35 protein-coding genes and 1 tRNA gene are annotated in these 26,229 nt (G+C 45.1%); 20 read left to right on the top strand and 16 right to left on the bottom strand.

Going from position 1 to position 26,229, the window contains the following annotated elements; all coding sequences use genetic code 11:
• Positions 1 to 83: 83 nt before the first annotated feature.
• Positions 84 to 587 carry a VC2046/SO_2500 family protein gene (locus tag L3V30_RS01450; protein ID WP_074191638.1) on the bottom strand — a complete coding sequence of 168 codons (504 nt, stop codon included), beginning with the start codon at positions 585 to 587 and terminating at the stop codon, positions 84 to 86.
• Positions 588 to 742: 155 nt separating this feature from the next.
• The gene (gene sodB / locus L3V30_RS01445; RefSeq protein WP_005396533.1) at positions 743 to 1,327 is read right to left on the bottom strand and encodes a superoxide dismutase [Fe]; all 585 of its coding nucleotides are present in this window, start codon (positions 1,325 to 1,327) and stop codon (positions 743 to 745) included.
• A gap of 284 nt (positions 1,328 to 1,611) precedes the next feature.
• Here sodB and L3V30_RS01440 point away from each other — a divergent pair, with 284 nt between their 5' ends.
• Positions 1,612 to 1,947 carry a Grx4 family monothiol glutaredoxin gene (locus L3V30_RS01440; RefSeq protein WP_017635833.1) on the top strand — a complete coding sequence of 112 codons (336 nt, stop codon included), beginning with the start codon at positions 1,612 to 1,614 and terminating at the stop codon, positions 1,945 to 1,947.
• A 74-nt stretch (positions 1,948 to 2,021) separates the two neighbouring features.
• Positions 2,022 to 2,651 (top strand): DsbA family protein, encoded by a 630-nt coding sequence (locus L3V30_RS01435; RefSeq protein WP_237308150.1) that lies wholly within the window; start codon positions 2,022 to 2,024, stop codon positions 2,649 to 2,651.
• Between the two features lie 75 nt (positions 2,652 to 2,726).
• Here the strand turns inward: L3V30_RS01435 and L3V30_RS01430 are convergent, their stop codons facing one another.
• The 3 genes from L3V30_RS01430 to L3V30_RS23940 form a co-directional block, all read right to left on the bottom strand.
• On the bottom strand, positions 2,727 to 4,052 hold the full coding sequence (locus tag L3V30_RS01430; protein WP_005396535.1) for a Na+/H+ antiporter family protein: 1,326 nt from the start codon (positions 4,050 to 4,052) through the stop codon (positions 2,727 to 2,729).
• Positions 4,053 to 4,080: 28 nt separating this feature from the next.
• Entirely contained in the window at positions 4,081 to 4,725 is a 645-nt protein-coding gene (rnt, locus tag L3V30_RS01425) for a ribonuclease T (RefSeq protein WP_005396536.1), read from the bottom strand.
• Between the two features lie 66 nt (positions 4,726 to 4,791).
• On the bottom strand, positions 4,792 to 4,920 hold the full coding sequence (locus L3V30_RS23940) for a hypothetical protein (RefSeq protein ID WP_012841570.1): 129 nt from the start codon (positions 4,918 to 4,920) through the stop codon (positions 4,792 to 4,794).
• A gap of 68 nt (positions 4,921 to 4,988) precedes the next feature.
• On the opposite strand from L3V30_RS23940, the gene L3V30_RS01420 reads away from it, so the two are divergent.
• The gene (locus L3V30_RS01420; protein WP_012841571.1) at positions 4,989 to 5,870 is read left to right on the top strand and encodes an OmpA family protein; all 882 of its coding nucleotides are present in this window, start codon (positions 4,989 to 4,991) and stop codon (positions 5,868 to 5,870) included.
• Between the two features lie 120 nt (positions 5,871 to 5,990).
• On the opposite strand, the gene L3V30_RS01415 is transcribed toward L3V30_RS01420, so the two are convergent.
• The 11 genes from L3V30_RS01415 to L3V30_RS01365 form a co-directional block, all read right to left on the bottom strand.
• Positions 5,991 to 6,425, bottom strand: a complete 435-nt coding sequence (locus tag L3V30_RS01415) for a DUF2753 domain-containing protein (RefSeq protein ID WP_005384886.1) — start codon at positions 6,423 to 6,425, stop codon at positions 5,991 to 5,993.
• 150 nt (positions 6,426 to 6,575) lie between these two features.
• On the bottom strand, positions 6,576 to 6,992 hold the full coding sequence (gene gloA / locus L3V30_RS01410; RefSeq protein WP_005380739.1) for a lactoylglutathione lyase: 417 nt from the start codon (positions 6,990 to 6,992) through the stop codon (positions 6,576 to 6,578).
• 32 nt (positions 6,993 to 7,024) lie between these two features.
• Positions 7,025 to 7,666, bottom strand: a complete 642-nt coding sequence (nth, locus tag L3V30_RS01405; RefSeq protein WP_005396542.1) for an endonuclease III — start codon at positions 7,664 to 7,666, stop codon at positions 7,025 to 7,027.
• A gap of 64 nt (positions 7,667 to 7,730) precedes the next feature.
• Positions 7,731 to 8,423, bottom strand: a complete 693-nt coding sequence (locus L3V30_RS01400) for an electron transport complex subunit E (protein ID WP_005396543.1) — start codon at positions 8,421 to 8,423, stop codon at positions 7,731 to 7,733.
• Positions 8,423 to 9,055: an electron transport complex subunit RsxG gene (rsxG, locus tag L3V30_RS01395; RefSeq protein WP_006743364.1), complete on the bottom strand. Its 633-nt coding sequence runs from the start codon at positions 9,053 to 9,055 to the stop codon at positions 8,423 to 8,425. The genes L3V30_RS01400 and rsxG overlap by 1 nt, the downstream gene beginning before the upstream one ends.
• A gap of 7 nt (positions 9,056 to 9,062) precedes the next feature.
• Complete coding sequence (rsxD, locus tag L3V30_RS01390; RefSeq protein ID WP_047010069.1) at positions 9,063 to 10,109, bottom strand: electron transport complex subunit RsxD; 1,047 nt, start codon at positions 10,107 to 10,109, stop codon at positions 9,063 to 9,065.
• Positions 10,109 to 12,517, bottom strand: coding sequence for an electron transport complex subunit RsxC (gene rsxC, locus L3V30_RS01385; RefSeq protein WP_237308148.1), 2,409 nt, complete (start codon positions 12,515 to 12,517; stop codon positions 10,109 to 10,111). Before rsxC ends, rsxD begins: the two co-directional genes overlap by 1 nt.
• 8 nt (positions 12,518 to 12,525) lie before the next feature.
• Entirely contained in the window at positions 12,526 to 13,122 is a 597-nt protein-coding gene (gene rsxB / locus L3V30_RS01380; RefSeq protein ID WP_005396655.1) for an electron transport complex subunit RsxB, read from the bottom strand.
• Between the two features lie 3 nt (positions 13,123 to 13,125).
• Complete coding sequence (gene rsxA, locus L3V30_RS01375; protein WP_042523119.1) at positions 13,126 to 13,704, bottom strand: electron transport complex subunit RsxA; 579 nt, start codon at positions 13,702 to 13,704, stop codon at positions 13,126 to 13,128.
• Positions 13,705 to 14,032: 328 nt separating this feature from the next.
• Positions 14,033 to 14,108, bottom strand: a tRNA-Asn gene (locus tag L3V30_RS01370).
• A gap of 263 nt (positions 14,109 to 14,371) precedes the next feature.
• Positions 14,372 to 15,094: a helix-turn-helix transcriptional regulator gene (locus L3V30_RS01365; protein WP_237308146.1), complete on the bottom strand. Its 723-nt coding sequence runs from the start codon at positions 15,092 to 15,094 to the stop codon at positions 14,372 to 14,374.
• Positions 15,095 to 15,526: 432 nt separating this feature from the next.
• On the opposite strand from L3V30_RS01365, the gene L3V30_RS01360 reads away from it, so the two are divergent.
• The 17 genes from L3V30_RS01360 to L3V30_RS01280 all read left to right on the top strand — a co-directional run bounded on the left by L3V30_RS01360 (position 15,527) and on the right by L3V30_RS01280 (position 26,224).
• A complete protein-coding gene (locus L3V30_RS01360; protein ID WP_237308144.1) occupies positions 15,527 to 17,761 on the top strand; it encodes a DNA-binding protein in 2,235 nt (744 codons plus the stop codon).
• A 62-nt stretch (positions 17,762 to 17,823) separates the two neighbouring features.
• A complete protein-coding gene (locus L3V30_RS01355) occupies positions 17,824 to 18,531 on the top strand; it encodes an ATP-binding protein (RefSeq protein ID WP_153645786.1) in 708 nt (235 codons plus the stop codon).
• Between the two features lie 10 nt (positions 18,532 to 18,541).
• Positions 18,542 to 19,054: a hypothetical protein gene (locus tag L3V30_RS01350; RefSeq protein WP_169636991.1), complete on the top strand. Its 513-nt coding sequence runs from the start codon at positions 18,542 to 18,544 to the stop codon at positions 19,052 to 19,054.
• The gene (locus tag L3V30_RS01345) at positions 19,054 to 19,572 is read left to right on the top strand and encodes a helix-turn-helix transcriptional regulator (protein ID WP_212577563.1); all 519 of its coding nucleotides are present in this window, start codon (positions 19,054 to 19,056) and stop codon (positions 19,570 to 19,572) included. Before L3V30_RS01350 ends, L3V30_RS01345 begins: the two co-directional genes overlap by 1 nt.
• 73 nt (positions 19,573 to 19,645) lie before the next feature.
• The gene (locus L3V30_RS01340) at positions 19,646 to 19,918 is read left to right on the top strand and encodes a hypothetical protein (protein WP_025636973.1); all 273 of its coding nucleotides are present in this window, start codon (positions 19,646 to 19,648) and stop codon (positions 19,916 to 19,918) included.
• Positions 19,903 to 20,100 (top strand): hypothetical protein, encoded by a 198-nt coding sequence (locus L3V30_RS01335; RefSeq protein ID WP_025636974.1) that lies wholly within the window; start codon positions 19,903 to 19,905, stop codon positions 20,098 to 20,100. The genes L3V30_RS01340 and L3V30_RS01335 overlap by 16 nt, the downstream gene beginning before the upstream one ends.
• A complete protein-coding gene (locus tag L3V30_RS01330; RefSeq protein ID WP_025636975.1) occupies positions 20,088 to 20,702 on the top strand; it encodes a DUF3164 family protein in 615 nt (204 codons plus the stop codon). The genes L3V30_RS01335 and L3V30_RS01330 overlap by 13 nt, the downstream gene beginning before the upstream one ends.
• Before the next feature lie 11 nt (positions 20,703 to 20,713).
• Positions 20,714 to 20,914 carry an ANR family transcriptional regulator gene (locus L3V30_RS01325; protein WP_115206382.1) on the top strand — a complete coding sequence of 67 codons (201 nt, stop codon included), beginning with the start codon at positions 20,714 to 20,716 and terminating at the stop codon, positions 20,912 to 20,914.
• Positions 20,911 to 21,105: a hypothetical protein gene (locus tag L3V30_RS01320; protein WP_115206381.1), complete on the top strand. Its 195-nt coding sequence runs from the start codon at positions 20,911 to 20,913 to the stop codon at positions 21,103 to 21,105. The genes L3V30_RS01325 and L3V30_RS01320 overlap by 4 nt, the downstream gene beginning before the upstream one ends.
• A gap of 61 nt (positions 21,106 to 21,166) precedes the next feature.
• A complete protein-coding gene (locus tag L3V30_RS01315) occupies positions 21,167 to 21,361 on the top strand; it encodes a hypothetical protein (RefSeq protein ID WP_237308143.1) in 195 nt (64 codons plus the stop codon).
• On the top strand, positions 21,354 to 21,791 hold the full coding sequence (locus tag L3V30_RS01310) for a hypothetical protein (RefSeq protein ID WP_237308142.1): 438 nt from the start codon (positions 21,354 to 21,356) through the stop codon (positions 21,789 to 21,791). Before L3V30_RS01315 ends, L3V30_RS01310 begins: the two co-directional genes overlap by 8 nt.
• A gap of 194 nt (positions 21,792 to 21,985) precedes the next feature.
• Positions 21,986 to 22,561 carry a regulatory protein GemA gene (locus tag L3V30_RS01305; protein ID WP_237308141.1) on the top strand — a complete coding sequence of 192 codons (576 nt, stop codon included), beginning with the start codon at positions 21,986 to 21,988 and terminating at the stop codon, positions 22,559 to 22,561.
• A 166-nt stretch (positions 22,562 to 22,727) separates the two neighbouring features.
• Positions 22,728 to 23,255 carry a hypothetical protein gene (locus L3V30_RS01300; RefSeq protein WP_237308140.1) on the top strand — a complete coding sequence of 176 codons (528 nt, stop codon included), beginning with the start codon at positions 22,728 to 22,730 and terminating at the stop codon, positions 23,253 to 23,255.
• Between the two features lie 140 nt (positions 23,256 to 23,395).
• The gene (locus L3V30_RS01295) at positions 23,396 to 24,001 is read left to right on the top strand and encodes a hypothetical protein (RefSeq protein ID WP_237308139.1); all 606 of its coding nucleotides are present in this window, start codon (positions 23,396 to 23,398) and stop codon (positions 23,999 to 24,001) included.
• Between the two features lie 68 nt (positions 24,002 to 24,069).
• On the top strand, positions 24,070 to 25,134 hold the full coding sequence (locus L3V30_RS01290; protein ID WP_237308138.1) for a hypothetical protein: 1,065 nt from the start codon (positions 24,070 to 24,072) through the stop codon (positions 25,132 to 25,134).
• Positions 25,135 to 25,230: 96 nt separating this feature from the next.
• Positions 25,231 to 25,632 (top strand): Mor transcription activator family protein, encoded by a 402-nt coding sequence (locus L3V30_RS01285; RefSeq protein ID WP_237308137.1) that lies wholly within the window; start codon positions 25,231 to 25,233, stop codon positions 25,630 to 25,632.
• Positions 25,633 to 25,777: 145 nt separating this feature from the next.
• Positions 25,778 to 26,224, top strand: coding sequence for a DUF5675 family protein (locus tag L3V30_RS01280; protein WP_237308136.1), 447 nt, complete (start codon positions 25,778 to 25,780; stop codon positions 26,222 to 26,224).
• Positions 26,225 to 26,229 lie beyond the last annotated feature (5 nt).

Genomic DNA, 26,229 nt, shown 5'->3' with positions numbered 1-26,229 from the left:
GGATGAGGACTATTGTGCGGTAATTTGTAAGGCGTCACATTTCTGACTGTGGATACTGCAAGCTGTTGGTTGAACAATGATCTCTATACTTGCAGTTGAATTTGATACTGACGTTGAGCCGTCACTAGTTGATTGTATAGCCCTGCATCTGGGATGAGGTTTTTGTTGCGCTCGCCCAATTTGCGTCGCTCATGACCGGATAGGTTGTGATAAACGTCTTCAGGAAGGTTAAACGTATCTTCCGGCAAGTAGGTCAGGGCGTCTGGTTTCAAGTAGTGACTCAGTTTCGCTGAGGATAGACCTGCACCGTGGAATTGTTTTGCTTGCTGTGCTGCTAGCTCATAGCTGCTGCTATCAGAACGAAGAGCTTGAGGCGTTGACAATTCAAGTTGTTGACGGAGTATATCTTCGCTAGTGGCTACTTCTTTGATTTCCTCCACAGGTACAACGTCGCGTACATCGTTAGAAAACATCGACAAAATCAGTGCAAAATCGGCACGACGTCCTTCGTGGACAGCATGGTTGATACCATTGCCGAACTGAAGCTCGTTAATAATTGCCGCTTTGTCTAAAGTATGAATTTGCATGATGTTCCTCGCTCGATGCCATTTTAACGGCGTGTCTGAGAAGAACTTTAGGAAAAAGAAGAGATTAAATTGGAGTTTTAAGCGAAAAATAAAAAGCTCGCTGGTTCAGCGAGCTTTTAAAATAAGACTAAATTGAACTTAGGGGGGAAGTAAAATTACTTCGCTAGGTTCTCAGCTACGAAGTCCCAGTTTACAAGTGCCCAGAAGCCGTTCATGTAGTCAGGACGTACGTTGCGGTAATCAATGTAGTATGCGTGTTCCCATAGGTCAACAGTTAGAAGTGGTGTTGTGCCTTCTTCTGTTAGAGGAGTAGCTGCGTTAGAAGTGTTAACGATCTCTAGAGAGCCGTCAGCTTTCTTAACAAGCCAAGTCCATGAAGAACCGAAGTTGTTGATTGCTGAATCAGTAAACTTCGCTTTGAATTCTTCGAAAGAACCGAATGCTGCGTTGATTGCGTCAGCAACTGCGCCTGTTGGTTCGCCGCCCGCGTTTGGAGCAAGACAGTGCCAGTAGAACGTGTGGTTCCAGATTTGCGCTGCGTTGTTGAATACGCCACCAGTAGAAGTCTTGATGATCTCTTCTAGAGTTTTGCCTTCGAACTCAGTGCCAGGGATAAGACCATTTAGCTTAACAACGTAAGTGTTGTGGTGCTTACCGTGGTGGTAGTCTAGAGTCTCTGCTGAGATGTGTGGTTCTAGTGCGTCTTTCGCGTAAGGAAGAGCTGGTAGTTCAAATGCCATTACTCGATTCTCCATTGATTTGAAAGGATGACCTTTCGATTGCTTCCAGTGTTTTTTATAGCTATGTAGCCTTTAAGGCTGACTTGCTAAGTATTTTAGCAAGTTTTTACTTTATTAAAACCCCGATATGAAAATATTTTAAGGGGTTAGCGGCTGTGAAGTGCTGAATTGTTCGCCATCAAGCAACCTGAATTTAAGCCTTATTAATTATATGGTTTTTATTCTGTCGTTATTGAGTAGAATGTGGCAAATAAACAAAGTTCAAACCCATGAATGAGGAAGCGATGGAAACTATCGACAAAATCAAACAGCAGATCTCTGAAAACTCAATCCTGCTGTACATGAAAGGATCACCGAAACTGCCAAGCTGTGGTTTCTCTTCTCAAGCGTCACAGGCTCTAATGGCATGTGGTGAGAAGTTCGCTTACGTAGACATTCTGCAAAACCCAGATATTCGTGCTGAGCTACCAAAGTACGCACAATGGCCAACATTCCCTCAACTATGGGTTGAAGGCGAGCTTATCGGCGGTTGCGACATCATTCTAGAAATGTTCCAAAAAGGTGAACTTCAGCCTCTAATCAAAGAAGCTGCAGCGCGCGCTGAAGATCAAGCTGAGTAATTCGTAAATACTCACATTTAGCGATAGAATACGAAGGAGCCGTACTGGCTCCTTTTTCTTTTTAGGTTAGTGGAATGAACATAAAGCTTTACTACGTGCATGACCCAATGTGCAGTTGGTGTTGGGGTTACAAACCGACGCTTGATAAATTGAAACAGCAACTGCCAGGCGTTATTCAGTTTGAGTATGTGGTGGGTGGTCTTGCGCCAGATACTAGTTTGCCGATGCCACCAGAGATGCAACAAAAACTCGAAGGTATTTGGAAGCAGATTGAGCGTCAGTTGGGCACCAAGTTTAACTACGATTTCTGGAAGCTTTGTACGCCAGTAAGAAGCACTTACCAATCTTGTCGCGCAGTTATCGCAGCGGGCTTTCAAGATTCTTATGAGCAGATGCTAGAAGCGATTCAACATGCGTATTACTTACGTGCGATGCCTCCTCATGAAGAAGCGACTCACTTGCAGCTAGCTAAAGAAACTGGTTTGAATGTTCAGCAGTTCAAGAACGATATGGACGGCTCTTTCTTAGAAGGTGTGTTCCAAGATCAACTGAGTCTTGCAAAGAGCCTAGGCGTGGATTCTTACCCTAGCTTGGTTCTTCAAATTAACGACGCTTATTTCCCGATTGCCGTGGATTATCTGTCAACAGAGCCTACCTTGAAACTGATACGTGAGCGTATTATTGACAATATGCCAGCGCAATAATCGCGATTTCAAATAACAAAAAGCCGCTCAATGAGCGGCTTTTTCGTAACTAAGTATATCCATCAAACAAAGGTACTAAAGCACCATTGCAGCAATCCAACCAAAGATGATCAGTGGAATGTTGTAGTGGATAAAGGTTGGAACAACCGTTTCCCAAATGTGCTCATGCTGACCGTCGGCATTTAGACCAGATGTAGGGCCTAATGTCGAGTCGGACGCTGGAGAACCAGCATCACCCAAAGCGGCAGCAGTACCAACTAGCGCGATTGTTGCCATTGGCGAAAAACCAAATGCCAACGCGAGTGGAACGTAGATTGTCGCCAAGATTGGAATGGTTGAAAACGATGAACCAATGCCCATTGTTACTAGCAGGCCAACGATCAGCATCAGTAGTGCTGCAAGCGGCTTATTATCACCAATGCTGGTAGAGAGAGACTGTACTAATGTCTCAACGCCACCTGTTTGCTTCATTACCGCAGCAAAACCTGCGGCAGCGATCATGATGAAACCAATCATAGCCATCATATGCACGCCTTTTGTGAAGACATCGTGCGTTTCTTTCCAGGCAATCACACCGCCAAAAGTAAACACCATAAAGCCAGCTAGAGCACCAATAATCATTGAGCCAGTGTAAAGCTGAACACCCAATGCGGCGACAATACCAAGAGCGGCCACCAAGATGTGCTTTTTATTGATAGCATGATCTGTCTCGTGAACGACAGTCAACTCCGTTTCTTCGTAGATGCGTGGTTTACGGTAGCTAACAAAGATTGCCAGCAATAGACCAAACAACATACCAGCACCTGGCAGTAACATTGCAGTTGGAACTTGGCTTGCAACCACGTTTTCCAAACCGTTGTCATGTAGGTTCTTTAATAGAATGTTGTTTAAGAAAATACCGCCGAAACCAACAGGTAAGATCATGTAAGGTGTGATCAAACCAAAGGTAAGAACACACGCAACCAAACGTCGATCGAGCTTAAGTTTCGCAAATACGCCCAAAAGAGGTGGAATCAAAATTGGAATAAAGGCGATATGGACCGGAATTACGTTCTGAGATGACATAGTGACAAGAACGAGCGCGACTAACACCGCGTACTTTAACCCGGTAGTTGACGCCGAGTTTTCTTTACCATTTAAGCGCTTGATAACACTTTTTGCCAGTAGGTCCGTGATGCCAGATTTAGAGATGGCAACGGCGAAAGTACCTAACATTGCGTAGCTTAGAGCGATAGTCGCACCGCCACCTAAACCACTTTCGAACGCGGCAACTGTGTCTCCAAGGCTCATGCCTGCGACAAGGCCACCAACGATGGCACTAAACGTGAGGGCAACCACCACGTTTACGCGCATCAATGCTAACACGAGCATGACGCACACTGATATAACGACAGGATTCATACTTTTCCTAATATGTTGTGTTTACTTATTATTCTTCGTCAGCAAGCGGCCAACCGCCGAGGGCCTTCCATTTGTTGACAATACCGCAGAATAATTCTGCTGTTTTTTGTGTATCGTAAAGCGCTGAGTGTGCTTCACGATTATCGAATTCCATCCCGGCCGTTTTGCATGCTTTCGCGAGAACCGTTTGACCATAAGCAAGGCCACTCAATGTTGCCGTGTCAAAAGTAGCAAAGGGATGAAAAGGGACTCTTTTTAGTTTACAGCGCTCATTGGCTGCATTTACAAAACCTAAGTCGAATGCTGCGTTATGGGCAACCATAATTGCGCGCGAGCAATCTGCGGCTTTTTGTTCTTTGCGAATAAGTTTATAAATCTCTTTTAACGCTTCTTGCTCAGAAACTGCACCACGAAGAGGGCTATATGGGTCACGAATACCATTGAATTCTAGCGCTTCTTTTTCTAAGTTAGCGCCCTCAAATGGCTCAACATGAAAATGAATGGTGGAGGCTGGATGCAACACGCCATCTTCGTCCATTTTTAACGTAACGGCGCAAATTTCTAAAAGTGCATCAGTTTGAGCATTGAAACCTGCGGTCTCAACGTCTACTACCACAGGGAAATAACCACGAAAGCGTTTTTTCAAGGTCAGAGCTTCATTTTCTATTGTCATGTCGGCTTATTTTTGTGTGACGAAGGCTGCATTATTGCAGATTATACCGACGAGAAAAACCGCAATTTAGGAGAAAAACGGAATTCTATTTTGCATCTCATCAATACGCTCGATCGCATTTCGGGTGATTGAGTTACCATGATTAACGTTAATCGTAATATCACGATATTTCGCACGTTGGCGAGGTTTTTGCATGCCAGGTGAAGTGGTTTTATTGATTCAAATTGACGGCAACAGACTGCCGTTTAAGAGACAGTACTTAGATGAAGAAATGGCTGATTACTAGTGGCGTTGTATTTTCGTTGTTTAGCACAAGCAGTTTTGCTGTGATGGGCAAACGTTATGTTGCCACTCCACAGCAATCTCAATGGGAAATGGTGGTCAACACACCGTTAGAATGCCAACTTGTTCACCCTATTCCAAGTTTTGGAGATGCGGTATTTTCATCTCGTGCGAATAAAAAAATCAATTTAGACTTTGAGTTAAAAATGCGTCGTCCGATGGGAGAAACACGTAACGTCAGTCTCATCTCTATGCCGCCACCTTGGCGACCAGGTGAACACGCCGATCGAATTACAAACCTAAAGTTTTTTAAACAGTTTGATGGTTATGTCGGAGGGCAAACAGCATGGGGCATTTTGTCTGAGCTGGAAAAAGGGCGTTATCCGACCTTTAGTTATCAGGATTGGCAGAGCCGAGATCAGAGAATTGAAGTCGCATTGTCATCCGTGCTGTTTCAAAATAAGTACAACGCGTTTAGCGACTGTATTTCCAATTTATTGAAATACAGTTTTGAAGACATTGCTTTTACGATTTTGCACTACGAAAGACAAGGCGATCAGTTAACCAAGGCTTCCAAAAAGCGTTTATCACAAATTGCAGATTATATCCGACATAATCAAGATATCGATCTCGTGCTGGTGGCGACGTACACCGATTCAACCGATGGCAAAAGTGCGAGTCAAAGTTTATCTGAGCGACGTGCAGAGTCACTTCGTGATTATTTTCAGTCTCTAGGGCTACCGGAAGATCGAATTCAAGTGCAAGGGTACGGCAAGCGTCGTCCTATTGCTGATAACGGTTCGCCAATAGGAAAAGACAAAAACCGCCGAGTCGTAATATCTCTAGGGCGAACCCAAGTCTAATGCATATAAAAACGCCGAAGCTCAAAGCTTCGGCGTTTTTGATTTACTGACGTTGTTAATAATATTTTAATGGGATTTTGCCAAGTACCTTTCGGTGATTCCGGCTGTATAATTTGGATGTTAGTTTAATCGGAATTTGGCAATGACTTCGCAATTGGTTGCGGTATCGATTTTTTCAACCTGTTTGGCAATAGCCGGATTAGGGTGACGTTTCATGAAGTCTATTAATGCTTTAGTGCAACATCCTATTGAGTCGATAAAGCTTGCACATTCTTTATTTGGGCATTGTGGGATGAGTGTTAAGACTTTCTCTGAAGCCAGCTGAAGGTATTTGAGTTCATAGTCAGTGTCTCCGGCCCAACGCCAGAACTGAGCTAAGTTATGACAAGAAATCACAGAAATTAATAATCGCTCGTCTGCTTCAATTTCCACACATTCGCTAATATCTTCACTCAGGCTTAGGGCTTGCTGGTAATGAAGAATGCTGCGAACAGGGTCATCTAGTTGAAGTGCCGTATCGGCTAGAAGTGTGTGTTTTTCCCATTCACTGATCATTATCGTAATCCCGCATATCGAAGTTGCGAATAAATCTAAACGATAATTATTATCAAGTAAAGTGTTTTGTTTATAAAAGAACAGGCAGATCGCAGACCTGCCTGTAATCGATGTTCAACTTGCAGTACAAGTGATTATTAGAAGTGCCGCTTAGCCTTCAAGACCTGCTGAAGCTTGCTTGTTTTGGATAAGCTCAATCATATAACCATCTGGGTCTTTTACGAATGCAATGTGCGTGCTTCCGCCTTTTACTGGACCTGGTTCACGCGTCACATTACCGCCCGCCGCTTTGATAGCGTCGCAAGTTGTGTAGATATCATCAACACCAATGGCGATATGACCAAAAGCAGTACCTAGGTCATATTCAGTTTTACCCCAGTTGTAAGTTAGCTCGATCACAGCACCTTGGGATTCGTCACCGTAGCCAAGAAACGCCAGTGTGTATTCGTACTCTTTATTCTCGTTCGTACGAAGCAACTGCATGCCCATAACTTCAGTGTAAAACTTGATGGATTTGTCTAGATCACCTACGCGAAGCATAGTGTGGAGAATTCGACCATTTGACATTTTTTGCTCCTAGCTTTGATTTTCAAATAGCGTTAGCTATCTGGATATACTTTCTCTTTATATTCGCACAAATCTTCAATAATACAGCTACCGCAGCGAGGCTTTCTCGCCAAGCACGTGTAGCGGCCATGAAGAATGAGCCAGTGGTGCACATCGAGTTTGAACTCTTTTGGCACAACTTTTAATAGCTTTTGCTCGACATCATCAACCGTTTTGCCCATTGCAAACTTAGTACGATTCGACACGCGATAAATGTGCGTATCGACGGCAATGGTTGGCCAACCAAAAGCGGTGTTGAGCACGACGTTTGCGGTCTTGCGACCTACGCCTGGTAGCGCTTCTAACGCTGCACGATCTTCAGGAACTTCACCATTGTGTTTTTCCAACAAGATCTTACAAGTCTTGATAGTGTTTTCTGCTTTTGAGTTAAATAAACCGATGGTCTTTATGTATTCTTTTAAGCCATCAACTCCCAAATCGAGAATACTTTTCGGTGTATTAGCGACAGGGAAAAGCTTGTCGGTGGCTTTATTGACACTTACATCGGTTGCTTGCGCTGATAGTAATACCGCGATTAGCAGTTCAAAAGGGGAGCTCCAGTTAAGCTCAGTTTGAGGATTCGGATTGTTTTCTCGTAATCGCTCAAGAATTTCGATTCTTTTTATTTTGTTCATTGCTGACTTCCAATACCGTCTCTGCGGTTTATGAAAAAGGCTCCTATGACAGAGCCTTATTTTGTTATGCGTTGGTGACGCGAGCACGTTCTATGGTTGGTTTTTCTTCTTTTGGTTGACGTGCCTGGACTGAATTATCGATGACATTTTTAAGCGCTATCAACAGACCAACACCGATAAATGCACCGGGTGGAAGAAGCGCTAGCAGAAAGCTGTTGTCAAATTGGAAAACTTGAATGCGGAGAGCGGATGCCCAGTCTCCTAATAGCAGATCTGCCCCGTCGAATAGTGTGCCATTACCAATTAACTCACGCATGGCACCTAGCACGACCAAAACGCTTGTCATACCAAGCCCCATCCATAAACCGTCTAATGCTGCAGGCGCAACATCATTTTTTGAAGCATATGCTTCAGCTCGACCAATAATGATGCAGTTGGTTACAATCAGAGGAATAAAGATACCAAGAGATAGGTATAAACCATACGCATAGGCATTCATCAATAACTGAACACAGGTAACGAGAGAGGCAATGATCATCACGAACACAGGAATGCGGATCTCTTTTGGTACGTAATTACGAATAAGAGAAACCGTGACGTTGGAGCCGACCAGCACTAATAAGGTTGCAATACCAAGACCTAAGGCATTGGTTATCGTGGAAGAAACCGCTAGTAGTGGACACAGACCCAGCAGCTGTACGAGAGCAGGGTTATTGCTCCACATACCGTTTTTCATCAGCAATTTATTTTCACTCATTACTGCTCTCCTTCACAGCCCAAAGGCTGGCTAAGAATGTCTTCACGAGATTGGTTTACGTAGTTAACGGTATTTCGCACCACTTTTACGACGGCTCTAGGCGTGATCGTTGCACCAGTAAATTGATCGAAATCACCACCATCTTTACGAACTTTCCATGAGTTCCAGTTACTTTCCGTGACTTGTTTGCCCGTAAAGCTCAGGATCCAGTCGGTGACACGAAGATCAATTTTGTCGCCCAGGCCAGGGGTTTCTTGATGGCTTAAGACGCGTGTCCCCAAAATATTGCCCTGATTGTCAATCCCAGTAATAACTTTTATCTCACCATTGTAGCCATCTGGCGCGATGGATTCTATTGCGATTGCTGTCGGTTCACCATTCTTCGTGGCGAGGTAGGCTGGCATCGCACGTAATGTCCCCAGTTCTGGTGACGTGACCATAGTGCAGGCTTGCGTGAGTGCGTTGTCATGCATGTTTTCTGGAATGACTTGATTCAAAACAGAAAGCAGTTGTTGTTGTTCTTGTATCTTGATTTGGTCTTTTGTTAGGTACTGAGTAAAGGCGACTAATCCGGTTGTTGCACAGGCAAAGATCGCAAGTGTCAGACCATTTTTTCTAATAGCGGTTAACATGTTTACCTCAGTGACCGTAAGTTCTAGGTTTGGTGTAGTAATCGATCAGTGGCACACACATATTTGCAAGTAACACTGCGAATGCAACACCATCAGGGAAGCCGCCCCAACTGCGAATGATAAAGACCAAAGCACCAATAAGCGCGCCAAAGATCAAACGTCCTTTAACGGTGGTAGACGCCGACACGGGATCGGTTGCAATAAAGAATGCGCCAAGCATGGTTGCACCTGATAACAAGTGGAAGATTGGCGACGCAGTTTCCCCTGGGGTCAGCAAGCTGAACACGACGCTAAATAGCGTCAGGCTCGCTAGGAAACCTACGGGGATATACCATTGGATGATGCGTTTTTTGATCATCACTAAACCACCAAGTAAGTAGGCAAGATTTACCCATTGCCAACCAATGCCAGCTAAGCCATCGAATATTGGCTGCGACAGTACTTCGCTTGGGGTTGCACCTGTATGAATGCCGGTCTTAAATGCATCAAGTGGCGTCGCCATTGTCACACCGTCAACCCCCGTTCGAACTTGCTGAAGCGATAAGCCGTCGTAATCATAGCCCGTAAAAATTAAAGAGAGTGTATCTGCAAAATTTACGTGATCAGGTATGAGTGACGTCGGGGCACTCCAACTCGTCATTTGCACTGGGAATGAGATCAACAAGACCACATAAGCGACCATGGCAGGATTGAATAAGTTTTGACCAAGGCCACCATATAGGTGTTTAGCGATTACGATCGCGAAAATAAGTCCGATCACCATAATCCACCACGGAGACCATGGTGGGATAGCCACGGCTAATAACCAAGCGGTAACGATCGCACTGTTATCACGTAGTGCTCGCATCGGCGAACGTTTACGGAAGACCATAACTAAGGCTTCAAGTGATACAGCGACTGCGATGGCAAAAATCAGCTGAATAAGAGTTCCCCACCCAAAGAAGTAGGTCTGAGCCGCTAAACCTGGGAGAGCACAAAGTGCCACCCATTTCATTAAGTCAGGTGTACTACGACGGCTGTGGGTATGCGGTGAACTGGCAATAAAAAACGACACTACTCGTTCTCCTCAGTATTATTTTTATTAGCTTCTTGCTGCGCTTTGCGAGCCTTCGCGCGCGCAATAGCAGCAGCGACAGCCGCTTTTTTCGGATCTTCAGTTTGTTCAGCAGGCGTTTCAGCTTCTACCGTTTCGGCTGGTTCTTCTTGCTTAGCTTTACGCGCTTTGGCACGCGCAATAGCCGCAGCGACAGCCGCTTTTTTCGGATCTTCGGTTTGCTCGGCAGGTGCTTCAGCTTCTTTCGCTTCAGTTGAGTCTGCTTGTTGCGCTTTACGAGCCTTCGCGCGCGCAATTGCTGCGGCAACCGCGGCTTTCTTCGGATCCACTTCTGGTTCTTCGGAAGTTGCTTCTTCAACAGGCTCTGTTTGCGTTTCTTGCTTAGCTTTACGCGCTTTGGCACGTGCAATCGCAGCAGCCACGGCGGCTTTTTTCGGATCGTCGGTTTGCTCGGCAGGTGCTTCAGCTTCTTCCGCTTCAGTTGAGTCTGCTTGTTTCGCTTTACGTGCTTTGGCACGTGCAATGGCAGCAGCAACCGCGGCTTTCTTCGGATCGTCGGTTTGCTCAGCAGACGCTTGAGCTTCTAACGTTTCGGTTGGTTCTTCTTGTTGAGTTTTTTTCGCTTTAGCTCGGGCGATGGCTGCTGCAACTGCCGATTTCTTATCATCAGCGTTGTTGTCTGGCGTTTCGCCTTGTTCTTTTTGTGCTTTACGTTCGCGGGCTAGACGTTTGCGTTCTTCGCGCAGTTTTGCCATTTCTGAGTTATCAGGTTCACTAGAGCCTGCTTTAGCGGCTGCGGCCTGTTTTGCCTTCGCTTTGGCAATGGCTGCAGCGACGGCAGGTTTCACGGCTGGCTCTGCTTTTTCTGTTGTTTCTGTCTTCTGAGCTTTCACTCGTGCGATCGCTGCTGCAATCGCATCATCACCACCAGAAGATTTCATGTCTTTACGGCGCTGATCGGCTGCTTTCTTAAAGCGATTTTCACGTTCTGCTTTTTCGCGCTCCATACGCGCTTTCTTCTCTTCAAAACGCAGCTTCGCTCGCTCTGCAGCTTCCGCTTCTTGTGCTCTGGTGCGAATTTCCGCTTTTGCTTGGCGGTAGTACTGTACGAGAGGAATTTCACTTGGACACACAAACGCACAAGCACCGCACTCGATACAATCCTTTAAGTTTAGTTCTTCGAGTTTCTCATACTCTTCAGCTTTTGCATGCCATTGCAGTTGCTGAGGTAGCAGTGAAGCCGGGCAAGCTTCAGCACATTGGCTACAGCGAATACATTCCATCTCATGTTGGTGCGGAGAGATCTCACGACGAGTCGGAGCAAGGATACAGTTTGCTGTCTTGGTAATCGGCACTTGAGAGTGGGGAAGGGTGAAGCCCATCATTGGTCCACCCATGATTAAACGTTGTAACTTTTTATCGGCTTTATAGCCAAACTCATCCAATAAAGCCTGTACTGGTGTACCTAATAATGCCCAAACATTGCGTGGTTGTTTGAATGTTTTACCGGTGAGAGTCACCACGCGTTTTATCATCGGTTCACCATCGATGATTGCGCGTTTGATTGAGTAAAGAGAACCGACATTTTGAACCAAAATACCAATATCGGCTGGGATTGCGCCGCTTGGTACTTCTTTATTGGTCAAAATTTTGATCAGCTGTTTTTCACCACCAGAAGGGTATTTAGTCGGGATAACGCGAATGACGATATCTTTGTTTAGAGCCGCAGCTTCTAACGCTTTGATTGCCTCTGGTTTGTTATCTTCAATACCAATAATCGTGAGCTTTGGTGTCAGGATATGTTCGACAATCTCGATACCTTGGATGAGCTCTTCGGCATGCTCTTGCATGAGCTTGTCATCTGATGTGATGTATGGCTCACACTCAGCTGCGTTGACGATAAGAATCTCTGTGCGAGCAAAACCTGATTGGATTTTTTTTGCGGTAGGGAAACCTGCGCCACCCATACCAGAAATGCCTGCGAGACGAATAATATCGATCAGTGCGTCAGGTGTTTCTTGTTTGTAATCCGCGACGGGTTTTCTGTCACACCATGTATCGTTACCATCAGGTGTAATGACCGCACAGAGTTCACTCAGACCTGAAGGGTGAGCAACGGTTCTAGGCTCAATGGCGGTGATCGTACCCGATGTAGGTGCATGCACTGGAACGGTAAAACCAGTTTCGGATTGCGTTAATGGCTGGCCTTTTAATACGTGGTCACCTTCGGCAACCAATAAGTTACCAGCCTTACCAATGTGCTGTTTTAGCGGTAATACAATTTCTGATGGGATAGCCGCGTGAACGAGCTCAGTTTTGTTGGACTGCTTTTTGTTTTCTGCCGGATGCACACCACCAGGGAAATCCCAAAGCGAGCCTGTACGAATTTGTTCAATCAAAGACAACATGCGAAACCTTACTTAATTGAATCTTTCACGTTCGCTGCATCGTCGGCAGCATCCGTAATGTTGAGTACTGGAATGGAGTTAAGTTGCCACTTCCAGCTTTCCGTGGTGGTTGCCACAGGAATCATTTCAATACAATCAGTTGGACATGGTGCAACACATAAGTCACACCCCGTACATTCGTCTTTAATTACGGTATGAACCGCTTTGGTTCCGCCTACAATTGCATCCACTGGACACGCTTGAATACACTTAGTACAGCCAATGCACATATCTTCATGGATAAACGCAACGGTTGGAATTTTGCTGTCGAGATCGTGCGCAGATTCTTCTGGCTCAACACCCATTAAGTCGGCGAGCTTTTCGATTGTTGCCTGACCGCCAGGTGGACATTTGTTGATGTGGTCGCCATTTGCAATCGCTTCAGCATAAGGGCGGCAACCAGGATAGCCACATTGACCGCATTGAGTTTGAGGTAAGATTGCGTCGATTTGATCCACAATTGGGTCTGCCTCGACTTTGAAGCGAATAGAAGCAAAACCAAGTATCGCGCCGAAAATCGCAGCAAGAACCGCTAACGCGATGATCGCAATTAAAATCGTACTCATTGTTTACTTCACCAAACCTGTAAAGCCCATAAAGGCTAGTGACATTAAACCCGCTGTAATCATTGCAATCGATGCACCTTTAAAAGGCACTGGTACGTCGGCGGCAGCTATGCGCTCACGCATGGATGCAAAAAGTATCAACACCAATGAGAAACCAACAGCGGCGCCGAAGCCGTAGATAATCGATTCGATAAAGTTATGGTTCTCATTAATATTAAGAAGCGCGACGCCTAATACCGCGCAGTTTGTAGTGATCAGCGGTAAGAAAATACCAAGCAAGCGATAAAGTGTTGGACTTGTTTTGTGCACAACCATTTCGGTGAACTGCACCACAACGGCTATCACCAAAATAAAACTCATGGTTCGAAGGTACTCAATACCCAGTGGACGAAGAATGTAGCTTTCCACTAAATACGCACACACTGACGCGAGCGTTAGCACAAAAGTTGTCGCTAAGCCCATACCTATTGCTGTTTCCAGTTTTTTGGACACCCCCATAAAAGGACAGAGGCCCAAAAACTTCACTAGTACAAAGTTGTTCACCAGCACAGTGCCGACCAACAACAAAATATATTCGGTCATAGTTATTACGTTCTTAAAATCCGATCTTGATATTATCGTGTTTTGTGACACCAATAACAACCAGTGAACGATGTGGTTTTACATACACGATGGAAAAATAGTCGTCTATGTGAGGTATTTTGATGAATTAATAAGAAATTGAACAGTTTGCTGAATGGATTTTACAAAGACGCTGGTGCTGTCTTTCCTCAAAGAATCTTTTGCTCAGAAGGCGGGAATTACATTTAGCGAGTAATTTTAAGTCGTCACTTGAGATATTGATGGTGAAAGAAGTTTTTGATTTCAAAACGAAAAAAGCCGTGTCTTGCGACACGACTTTTCTGGAATTTGGCTCCTCCTGCTGGGCTCGAACCAGCGACCTGCGGATTAACAGTCCGTCGCTCTACCAACTGAGCTAAGGAGGAATTGCTTTGCTTGAAAGCGGGACGAATCTTACCGAGCAGCCAAATGTAACCTACCATCTAATATGAAAAACATAAGGAATAGATAGGATTTGGCCGAAATAAGTCGGAAGGCCACGTCTTTCAACGGCTGAGGATACTATCAGCTCGAAAAAACAAAATCCACTAGAAATGAAAAAAATCTGCTGAAATTTTCCTAGTTAGCGCAAAAAATGAGAAAACGCTCAAATTGATAAAGAGCATCCGATTTGGCGTTTAAAGCTCATTTAAATGTCTGTAGCTCTCTGAACCACACGGCCGACTATGCACAACTGATCTAGCTTGTCTTTTGGTACTTCGATTGGCGCGTAGTCCTTGTTGTCACTGATAAGAGTCAGTGAACCGTCATAGCTCTTCTGAATTCTTTTGGCATAAAGCTCATCACCCAGGCGAACCACGTATATTTTGCCGTCAATAGGGGTTGTTGAATCCCTATCAACCAACAATGAGTCGTTGTCAGTGATCGTGTCGGCCATTGAGTCGCCTCTCACGAACACAACAGCACAGCGCTCAGGGTTTAATCTCTTGAACTTAAGGTATTTCTTTCTGAAAGCCAGCCAGCGCTTAGGTTCCTGGTCAAATGCATCACACCCATTACCAGCTGAAACTTGGATATGGAAGCCTGGGACTAAGCAAAACTCTTCTTCAAACACTTCTACTGGATTGATAGGAGAAGGTTTAGCAGGAGTAGCGTCAGCTACTTTGCCATCTTGACTGCTTTCTTTGCCTGTTGCCAACCAATCAATAGATACACCACAGGCTGAGGCTATCTTAAATGCTGTTTCTAGGTTGGGTATCGAGCCTTTAAGTATCTTTCTTAAAGCTCCTTCTGTTACTTCAGTACGCTTTGCGAACTGGCGTAAGCTTTCTTCGCCAATCAATTGTTCCAGGCGTACAGCTACCGATCCGATTCCTTCTGGCTGAATCGGATCATCGATCCGTTTTGTCATTTGAAGATCCGTTTTTAAAAATATCCAATCAAATCAAAGATATATATTTCTTTAATAGCTAAAGATCGCATTAATTGAAACGGATGCGTACTTTGGTGTTGAAATTAACTCCAGTACGCACTATTGTCATTACCACAGTGCGCAGTGCGTACTGTGGTTCGTTTTAATTAAGAGTTCGCAGTGCGAACGAGAACAAGAGTGTAACTGAAAGCATGGATATAGTCACTGCAAGAGACATACATGCAGCTTTAATCCGCAAAGGTTATAGCTGTCGCAGTTGGGCTATCGAGCAGGGTTACTCGCCTAGGACGGTGCAGAAGTGTATTCAAATACATGCACCGGAATCCCAAAAGAAAATTAAGGGCAGAATTTACATGGATATTATGAAAAAGCTGTCTGAAACGATTGGGCATGATTTGGTTGGAGGTCCACATGAATAAGGAATGGTTTACTCCAACTGAGCTAGCTGGGCTGCCAGGGTTACCTAGTACCGATAGGAATGTAAGAACAAAAGCACAGAAGGAGCTATGGAAATCTCAGAAGCGTACCAAGGGTAAGGGCAGTGAATATCACATATCTTCACTACCGCTAGAAACAAGATCTTACCTGCAAAAAATGATGGTTTCTAAGTTGGCTAAGTCTGATAAAGCCACGCAAGAAGCCGTAAAAGACGTTGCATTATTCGAAGGTGGTGAAAAGCAGTCTTTTGCTTCGACTCGTCAAGCGAGAATGAAGTCAGCTATTGCCTTAAATAGCTTACCTGAGTCTCAGCAGAACCGAGCTAACGCCAGAGCACGGATTGTAGAGTTGAGAGCGATGTTTCTGGAACCATTCAAACTGGCCAACAACTTAGTTGCTGGAGAGCACGAGTTCGTTAATGCATACAACAGCGGTCTGCTTGAGCTGGATAACTGGGTTCTAAGAGAGGTATCTCAAGTCAGTTTCAGTACGTTGCGCCGTTGGAAAAAGCAGTTAGAGCAGGAAGGTATTGCACGTTTAGCTGGTAAGTATGAGTCCAATAAAAAATCAGGGCTTATCGAGCAACAACCAGAAATTCAAAATTACCTAATTGCGCTGATTACTAACAAGCCTCACTTAGCGAAGCGACCAAATGTGATGCACAGAATGCTAAAGGAAAAGTCGTCTGCGTTCCCGCATTGGAATATTCCCTCGGCCAGCTCTGTTTGCCGTTGGCGAGATAAGTGGCTTGCAGGTAATGGGGCGAAGTTTACCAACTTGACCAACCCCGACGCATACAACAACAAGCATCGACCTCTATACGGGAAAATGTACCCATGGATCTCAGCACCTAACGATTGCTGGGAGTTCGATAGTACGCCAACAGACGTTCAGTTAAACGTGGATGGCAAGCTGGTTAGACACAGCATCATTGCTGCGATCGATGTCTACAGCCGCAGAGTGAAACTATTGCTTGCTCCTACATCATCGTCAGAAGGCATTTGTCTGCTACTGCGTAAATGTATCCTCGATTGGGGCATCCTTAACCCTGGTGGTGTAGCTCGTACCGATAACGGGTCTGACTACGTTTCGAATCGAGTTAGTACCGTAATGCAGATGCTGGATTTGGATCAGTCGAGAGCTAATCCGTTCTCTGGTTGGGAAAAGCCATATGTCGAGCGATTTTTCGGGACGTTAAGCCGCGCTCTGTTTGAGTTACTGCCTGGCTACATTGGTCACAGTGTCTCTGATAGACAGCAAATTGAAGCGGCAAAAGCTTTTGCTCAGAGAATTGGTGAAGGCAAGAAGAAGCTACAAAAAGAAGCGTTAGAGTTGGCATTAACCCCTGCTCAATTAGAAGAGGTCATGAACGATTGGCTAGAGCATCGATACAACCACACGGCGCACGAAGGGCTTAAAGGTGATACGCCATTTAACCGTTATGTATCTAGTGGCTACAAGCCAAGAAAACTGTCAGACCCGCACAGTATCGACCTTCTACTCAACTTTGTTGGTGAAGCAACCGTAATACGCGGTGGTGTGAAAGCACAGTCAGTTAGGTACACAGCTCCAGAGCTAATGAATCCAGACTGGGACCGCAAAAAAGTACGCGTATTTTTGGACCCATCTGATGTTGGCTCCGCAACCCTTTACTCGTTGGAAGACATCGGTACTTACGTTGAAGCGGTTAACGATGAGTTGGTCGGTAAGAGCATCTCACCTGAGAAGTTCAGAGCAGCTCGTAAGAAGTTCAACAAAGAAATTAGCAACTTCCGAAAAAGTGCTAAGCGCCTGCAAAGTGAGTTCGGCATTGACACTCAATACGCTGAATCTCTGGCAGCTGATAAGGCCAAAAACAACCTGGCAGGGTTGGATCTACCAGCTGAAACGGTAGACAACCAAGTATTAGGCGCACTATCAAAAGCCAACAAAGCTAAGCAAAAAGACACCTCTCGAAGTGAAGATGAGCTGGAGCGCTTAGAGATAGCAAGGCAGCACCTAATTCAACAAGAAGAACAGGTTCGAGAACAGAAAGGCATGGCAATCAGAAACATTCATGAGAAGGCGAAATACATTGCCAGTCAATCTCTTGAACGTGAGTTAACTGAAAAAGAGGAGGAATTTTTAACGAAGTATTTGAAGAACCCAGAGAACAAATTCAGCCGCAAGGCTATTGAAAATATTATGGCGCACCGCCGCCAAGCATGATGCGCCATATAAACACCGTCAGTAAAAGTTAAAACTTAAAAGTGCTATAAAGGAGTTTAGCAATGAAACCAGTAGTTGCACCAGTTAAAAACCTTCTTGCTACACAGATCGCATTAGAGATGTTGTTACAACGCTCATATGGCGTTCCTGGTATCGGTTTGCTGCATGGACCCAGCGGGCTAGGAAAGACCACAACAACAACCTACCTCTACAATCAGGTCAATGGCATTTATGTCAGTACCCGAGCGCATGATTCGACAAGCAGCTTGCTGCAACGAATTGTTGAAGAACTTGGCGCACAGCCAATGCATCGCATCAGCAAAAATGTGGACTTCATCATTGAGCAGATGAGTATGCACGAGCGCCCTTTGTTCATTGATGAAGCGGATTACTTGATGAATGACAAGCGCCTGCTCGAAACCATTCGTGATTTATATGATGGTACTGAGGTACCAATTATCCTCATCGGGATGGACCAAATTGCACGTCGTATTAGCAGCCATAAACAGTTTTACAACCGTATTTCTGAATGGGTGGAATTCAAACCAGCCGACATTAGTGACGTCAGAACCATGGCTGAATCTCTGCTTGAGCATGATATTCAAGTTGAGGATGACTTATTAGAGCACCTCCGCATGGCAACTGGTGGTGAGCTACGTCGAATCACTATTGGTCTGCAAAAAATTGAATCTCTAGCAATCGCCAATGACCTCGATCTTGTCACGCTCGATGCGTGGGGTGATCAGCCTTTCCACGGTATGAGAGCTTAGCGAGGGTGTTATGACAGAGCGACAGCTTGCTTGGTCGTATATCAAGCAGTTCGGTGGCAAGGAGTTCACCGGGATGCAGATAGTGCAGGCAGTAGAGTTAAACAATTCAAGAACCAAGAGCCTTATTTCAATGCTAGTTGAGTTAGGGCGAGTGGAGTTGGTGGATAAGGGGCCAAGCCTTTTAAAGAGTCGATATCGCGTTGTCGACCCTAGCCCAATTCCTAATCGGTTCTTAAAAAAGAAAAGACCGAATCGCCCCAAAGTAAATCAACGGTTATGGAATTCATGTCGAGTGCTCAAAGTCTTTTCTCTTCATGACTTATGCGCGACGTCTTCAGCTGCTCTATCAACAGGACGTAATTTTTTACGTCCGTTGATGAAAGCGAAGATCATCCGCAAGGTTAATGGCCCAGACGGAGAGCTTTACCGCTTGAACGCTAACTTGAGTAGCGCATGTCCAGAAATTACGGCCGATGGAGTGATGATTAAAGGGCGCTTCTTTCCTTTTCAGGAGGAAACCTGATGAGTGAAAAAACTTGGTTGGATGCGTTAAAAGCAGAGATAGAAAAGCCTGGTAACTCTCAGAACAAAGTTGCTAAGGAGCTGGGTATTAGTACATCTAAACTCAGCCAAACACTTCGAGGTGTTTATCCAGGTTCTGTGGAGGATATCCGAATTAAAGTTGAGGGTATGTACCTGACACGGACAGTGACTTGTCCTGTCAAAGGTGACATTCCAATACACGAGTGTGCAGATAACCAGCAGCGTCCGTTTTCTTCGTCCAACAGGGAGCGAGTACGGTTGTACAAGGCTTGTCGTTCAGGTTGTCCTCATTCGAAATTGGAGCAAACCACCAACACTAAAGCTATCAGCGTAGTTTCGGAAGAAAACGACATCTACAACCTGGATAACCAATTGGCATTTTTGAAGAGAGAAGCAAAAGGCAACTCGCTTCGCTTAAACGAACTGCTGGAGGCGGAGTTAATAAAACTTGCAGCCAAATACAACCAGCTACTTTGGGCTGCGAAGTATAAAAAATAGCCAAAACAATAACCGAAGTGAATCAGCTTCCTCCTATATAAAGGAGGAAACTGGTTCACAAGGAAGGTGATTTATGACCATTACAACGAACACAATCAGCAACCAAGAAAGACAGGCTTCCCACGTTATCAAGAAGCTCCGCCATTACGGTTGCAAAGTAGTAGTAGCAATGAAAACACCACGCGGCGTGATTATTAATATCGAACAGCCAACGCCTGAAATGAAAGCTAGAGCCATCGAGATTAAACAGTTTTTAAAGGGTGTTTATTCCACGGTTTACACACTGCAGGTTGATGGTTGCACCGTGAACTGGAAGCAAGGAGATCTGCCATGTCGACTGCATTAAGTGCCCAAGTGGTTATCGATGTATCGCTGGATACAGAAAACGACAAAGTGCGTTACGCGGTTATTACCAACGAAGGTGACTGCAGCGGCATTAACCAACTGGCTGAAAAGCTCACCAAAAGAATCTTACTTGCGCTTCCTGAATGCGCTAAACCACAAGGAATTACCAAATGTCAGAAGTAGCAGTACCAGAAGGCTATCGCCTAAAAGCGAACGGCACGTTAGTGCCTGAATCACAGGTTAAAGATATTGATATCTTACGTGATGATTTGGTCACTGGAATCGTGGAGAAGGCCAAGGCCGCTCAACAAGCATTAGCTGAATTCAAAGCCATAGCAATGAGCCAGATTCGTGATTTTGTTGACCTGTCTGCAGAAGAATACGACGTGAAGTATGGCGGTACCAAAGGCAACGTTTCGTTGCTGTCGTTTGATGGCAAGTACAAGCTGATGCGCGCTGTGGGTGAGCACCGCGTATTTGATGAGCGTATTCAAGTAGCGAAGAGCAAGATTGATAGCTGCATCAGCCGTTGGTCAGAAGGCGCAAATGATCATATTAAAGCGCTGGTGGAGCATGCGTTTCGAGTTAATAAGCAAGGCCACATTGATTTGAACTCGGTGCTCTCTTTACGCTCACTCAATATCGATGAGCCTGACTGGATGGAAGCCATGGAAGCGATTGCCGATTCAGTACAAGTCACGGGAACCAGTGCTTACCTGCGTATTTATGAGCGTCAGGAAAACGGCCAGTACAAGCAGTTTCCTCTCGATATCTCAAAACTCTAAGGAAGGACTCAATGATAAAGGAAAAAAGTAGCTATCCAGACTTTGCCGAGCATGCAGCCAGTTTAGAAAGAGTAGGTTATCTCAAAGACGCCGCTTTTGCCTGGCAGGTAGCAGCAAGCTATGCAGTTAAGCCAGAGAACCGCCACTGGGCAGAAAGCCGCTCTCAGTTTTGCGAGAAATGGGCTTGGCGTTACGAGAAGGAGGCAGCATGACACAGTTTACCAGCCCTCATGACCAAGAGGCCGTCGAGAAAGAAATCGACCTAGCGCAAACACTGATTGAAATCGAAGGAACGGGATACCCCGATGATACCTACGAAGATGGTGTGATAGCCGCCCTGCGATGGGTGCAAGGGCGATGGTCCGCCCCAACCAGTGATGCCATAGAGCACTTAGAACGGTAGCCAACAGATGTATATCCCCGCTATCGCGGGGATTTTTTTACCCAAAATTCAGGAGATTATTATGTTAGAGGCGAAATTAGAATGCGATGGCAACGGTTGCTTTAACGAGCTGGATTTAAGCCTGGAGCACCCAGATGACGCAGTAATGCAAGTTGAACAAGCTGAAAACCATTCAGGATGGGATTTTGATTGGGATACAGGGTTTAGTTACTGCCCAAGCTGTAAATTGGCAGTGGAGGCGGAACACGATGACTAACATCACCAAAGACCAATGGAAAGAGCTCGAAGATAAAATGACTCATGACTATGTCTATATCAAGTTCAAATACAAAGGCTATGAGTTATCTATTCAGCGAGTAAGAACCTCAGAGAGCCAAACGGCGCTCGTGGTGTATATCAACGGTAGTTTCAAGCCTATTTGGGGGGCAATCGATAGAGAAACAGACGATCGCCCATCAATACTCACGGAAGTTTGGAAAATGCGTTCAATGGCTAAGTTCAAGGCCAAAAAGATTAAAGAGATTGAGAAGATTTGGGGGAAGCGTGGAGTTAAAAAAGATTGGCCAGATTTATATGACCGCCATACCTGGTATGAGCCAGCTTTCCCTAAAGCCTCTGTTCTCTGCCGTCAGTTTAAAAAGCTAGAAGGTTTGGAGCTTGTTGAGGCGAATAAGGAGGCTTTGTAGATGTACAAATCGAATAGCCAACCTTGGAGTGAAAGGCATGTTGTCATTGACTCTAGAGAGCGAAACCCATACCTCAATACCGCTTTTTATATAAACCGTCGTCGCGGAGCAAAATATGACCTTGCTCAAAAGGCGTCACATTATATCAATGGAGTGCTTAGACGCATGATTTGGCGCTCACGCAGGGAGGGAAAATGAACCAACGCAACCGCCTTATCCAAATCATCCACGTCGCCAAGCGCGAGCTGGCTATGGAAGATGATGTTTATCGCTTACTACTGGAAAGCGAAACGGGCAAAACTTCTTGCAGCAAAATGAACATCAAAGAGCTGGAACAAGTACTTTCGGCACTAGAGACCAAAGGATTTAAACGCAGTTTACCTAAAGGTAAAACACCATTTAAAAAGCGTTTAAGCCCTAAGTCGGGTAAGTCTAAAAACACCATTATTGATAAATGCCGTGCCATTTGGATCTCGATGGCAATCCATGGCTTTGTTCGTGACCGCTCTGAAAGTGCGCTGGATAAATACACTCAGCGCATTCTTAAAAATCAAAAAGACAAAGTGGACTGCATTGCCTGGTGTGATGAAGACCAAGCCACACAGGTGTTGGAAGCGCTTAAACGCTGGCACCGCCGCGTCATGATTGACGAGATGAAAGACAAGGGTTGGACCGTACCGTGGAATGAGCGCACCAATAAACCCATGGGTTATGACGCTATTGCCGAGCATTACAACTGGATGCTGAATGTACGCAAGGAGGCCGAGTGAGCAATTTGAATCGCAAAGCCAAGGAGCTTATTAAGCACGTTCGAACCCATGGCAGTAAAACGGAGGAAGAAGCGATAGCTTACCTTGATCGGCATTGTGGAGATTGGCGAAACACACCATTACCAAGGGCCAAAAGAATAAAATCATTAGGTACAGGGGAAGTTGAATGAAGTTATCGAGATGTCCTGTCTGTCATGCCAACTTGCACTTAGAGGCGCTGGTTCAGGATGATGCAGGTCGAGAACTTTTGGGTGAGGTGGCAAAGTTGCCTGATTTTGTCGCCAAACCTATGTTGAGTTATTTGGGATTGTTCCGTCCGGCCAAGCAGGATTTATCCAATGCGCGAGCTGTTAAGCTGTTGCGAGAAGTCTTGGAGAAGTACCGAGCCGATCATGTCCTGGCTTCAGCCTTAGCGGAAACCGTCAGCAAGATTCATGAAAAGCGTTGTAGCTATAGCGATTCTAAACCCTTGGCAAACCACAACTACTTAAAGCAGGTCTATCAGTCTGCAGCCACGCGTTTAGGTGGCTCTCCAGATGGCAAGCAAACAGGGCAGCAAGTTAATCAGCCAAACGACGATGGATCTGCCTGGTACTTTGAACAGGCCGAACGCATGATCAAGGCAGGGCAAGACCCGTTAGGGAAAGAAAGCTCTATAGCGAGTCGATTGAAAGAACTTGACTGGCAACCTTAAAAATCCATCTACCTTTTACTCAAGCCACTCTTCGGAGTGGTTTTTTTGTGGTTGAATTCTTGTTTTCTTGGAACACGTTCTATTGTGACGTTCAAATCAGTTACTATGCATTTGGTTACTATTCAAATGGATGTGTTTTAATGAAAAAGTCAATATTACTTTTGCCTGTATTCTTATCTGCCTGTGCAACTTCGCCAAGCGTCCATTGGGTCGCAGATAGTTCAGTTGACGAGTTTACCGATGAATCTCGCTGTAAAGTGACTGTAGGTTCTGTCTATACGGGTAATAGTGTTTACACTGAGGTTGGTAAGCTGTATCCATTTATTGAGCAAGTGGATGGAGAACTGCGAGTTGGTGTTATGAGCGGTGGTAAATACCAAGTTCCGGTTGGCACGGTACAACTGCGAATTGATAGCAACAAAGCTTGGACAATCACCAATGCAGAGACGCCAGTAGACAAGAGCATCGACTTTTCAGAGATGAACAGTTACTACGAAAACCTGCCTGAAGACCAACAACAAATCGTTAAGTCCGCTATCGAAACCTCAAAACAGACAACTAACCAAATGTTGCAGCCCTATACCGCGACGACTGGCGACAAAGCCAGATCAATTCTCAATGAAATGCTGCAAGGTAAGACAATCATTTACCGCACTGAAGGTGTGACAAACTCAGGCACAACCGGAAAGTATGTGTTGGATGAATCCTTGGTTGTTGCGTTGAAGGGTTGCGGGATTACAGTTTAGAAAACTAATGAATGGCTCTTAAACACTTTTATGTCTATTCAAAGAGCTACATGGAGATTAAATAAAACATGCAAATTGATGAACTATATTCGCTAACAAAATGGTTTACCGATTACATTCAACCGTTGAACTTACCAAACGTATTGTCTAAAGCGTCAACCGCAATAAAAAATACTAAAGCGACAAAGGCATCTGAGTTAAATAAAGTAGCGCAAGAAAGGTTGTCTGGAGTCGTTACTTCTCTCGAACGTATAAACTATCAAGGGCTAACAGCTAACCAAAGGCGTTGCTTAACTCACTTAGATTTAAATTCAATACTCATGGAAGGATCTGTCCGCCACTATGAAGTATTGTTTTCAATGACTCAGGCCGATGCAAATCACGTCATTACGACACTAGATAGTTACGTTAAGGTATTGCAAAAAGCTGGGAGTGCATTGAATCAGATTCATGGTCAACTACCAGTGGTGTTTGACAATGATATTTTATTCCCAACAAAAGTCCCTGAAGGGAAGGTCCTAACTCGTATAACTTTCCACAATGAAGCATCCATAAATAACCTAGTTGAGTTTAATCATTGGGCTAAGAGCTGGAATATGATCGCGAGGGGCTTTTCAATGTCTGTTGGAGAAGCGCCAGAAACCTTTGAGGTAGTAAATGCGGATAGAGGCTCTTTTATTGTAGATCTTGTCGTTGGTGCGGAAGCTATGAAGGTTCTTTTTGAAGCTTTAAAAGCGTTTACAGACTTAGCTATTTCCATCACTGACCTAGCAATTAAATTAAAACATGCCATAGGGCTCAGAGGCACGGTACCAGAAGACCTTTATGACAAATTTGTAGCTGTAGCTAAAGAAAACATAGAAAAAGAAGAACAGCGGATTGTTGAGAAGGTTATAGAAACTTTGCAGGAAAAAAAACTCATTCAAAACCCAGAAGCAAAGAACGAACTAGCTCGTGCTATTAAAGAAATGTACAAGTTCAATGCTCAAGGGGGAACGATGCACTGTCTCGCCAGCAATGATGAAGTTTTTGATGAAGATTCAATAAAGCAACTCAACGAGTCATATCACCAACTTCAGGATAAATCCGAGCTGAAGCTTATTGAGGACAAGAAGGCTGATAAAGACGGTTAACTAAAATAACCTTCGACGATCTTTTCGCGGGTAACTTCCTCTTGAGGATCATTCTCACTGTTTCATACTTCCCATATCAAGTGGGAGGGTGTGAAGATGGCTCAACGAGAAATGTTCAGTGACGAAGAAATCGATAGCAAGGTGCTAGACCATATTGGTGACTTACCAGAAGGCAGTGCAGCTTGGCCTGCAATGCTATTGGAACTGCATGGTGTGGTTGCCAACGAGCTCAAGCAAGCTGGTATCGAAACCCCTGACTTACCGCTAAAAGTGGTGATGAGAATTGGCGAGTACATGGGCGGCATGCAGGTGTACTTGCCACGCGGTGACAAACTCAAGCAGCAAATCCGTGATATGGAAATCTTCAACGAGTTCAATGGCCGCAACGTTCCCCAGTTAGCCAAACGCCACCACCTGACCAGCAAAACCATATACGAAATCATTGCCAGGATGAGACAAGTAGAAATCCAGCGCCGCCAATTCAGCCTATTTGAATAATCAACGCCTCCAACTCTGGGGGCGTTTTTTTACCTGATCTTTTTTCAACTCTCCATTGTTGCGGGTGAATTCCTGCTACCCACCAACCCAAATCAAAATGTTCATAACAATCAACGAAATCTATGCAATTCGTGAGGATATGAGCATGCCTGAAAGCCCACAAACTATCGTCCTTTACCGTCGAGGCTTTGAACACGGCACCTTTGGTGTGCTGTGTGATGAGTTTGGCAATGAAATCTGCAAAACCATTGAGCGCCCGTGGAAGGACAACGCGCCGATGATTTCTTGCATTCCTGATGGTCACTACGACCTGGTGCCTCACCAGAGTCCTAAGTTCGGCAAATGCTACGCCCTTGATGGCGAAGAGCAAGGCGTCACTATCTGGGGGCCATCGCAGCGCACTCACATTCTTATCCATGTTGCGAACCGTGTTGACCAACTGCAGGGCTGTATCGGTGTGGGGTTTGATTTCGGAGTCCTTAAAGACAGACAAGGCCGTAATCAGTGGGCCGTACTAGATTCTCGCTCAGCCTTTAATCACCTCATGCACAAGTTGGGTGGCAAGCCAGCCAAGCTGATCATCAAGTCGTAGGTGCA

Origin of the sequence: Vibrio sp. A1-1, from assembly GCF_021728175.1 — a bacterium.
Lineage (GTDB): Bacteria > Pseudomonadota > Gammaproteobacteria > Enterobacterales > Vibrionaceae > Vibrio > Vibrio diabolicus.
Note: the sequence above shows the minus strand (reverse complement) of the source record. Positions and strands in the feature narration are given on the sequence as shown.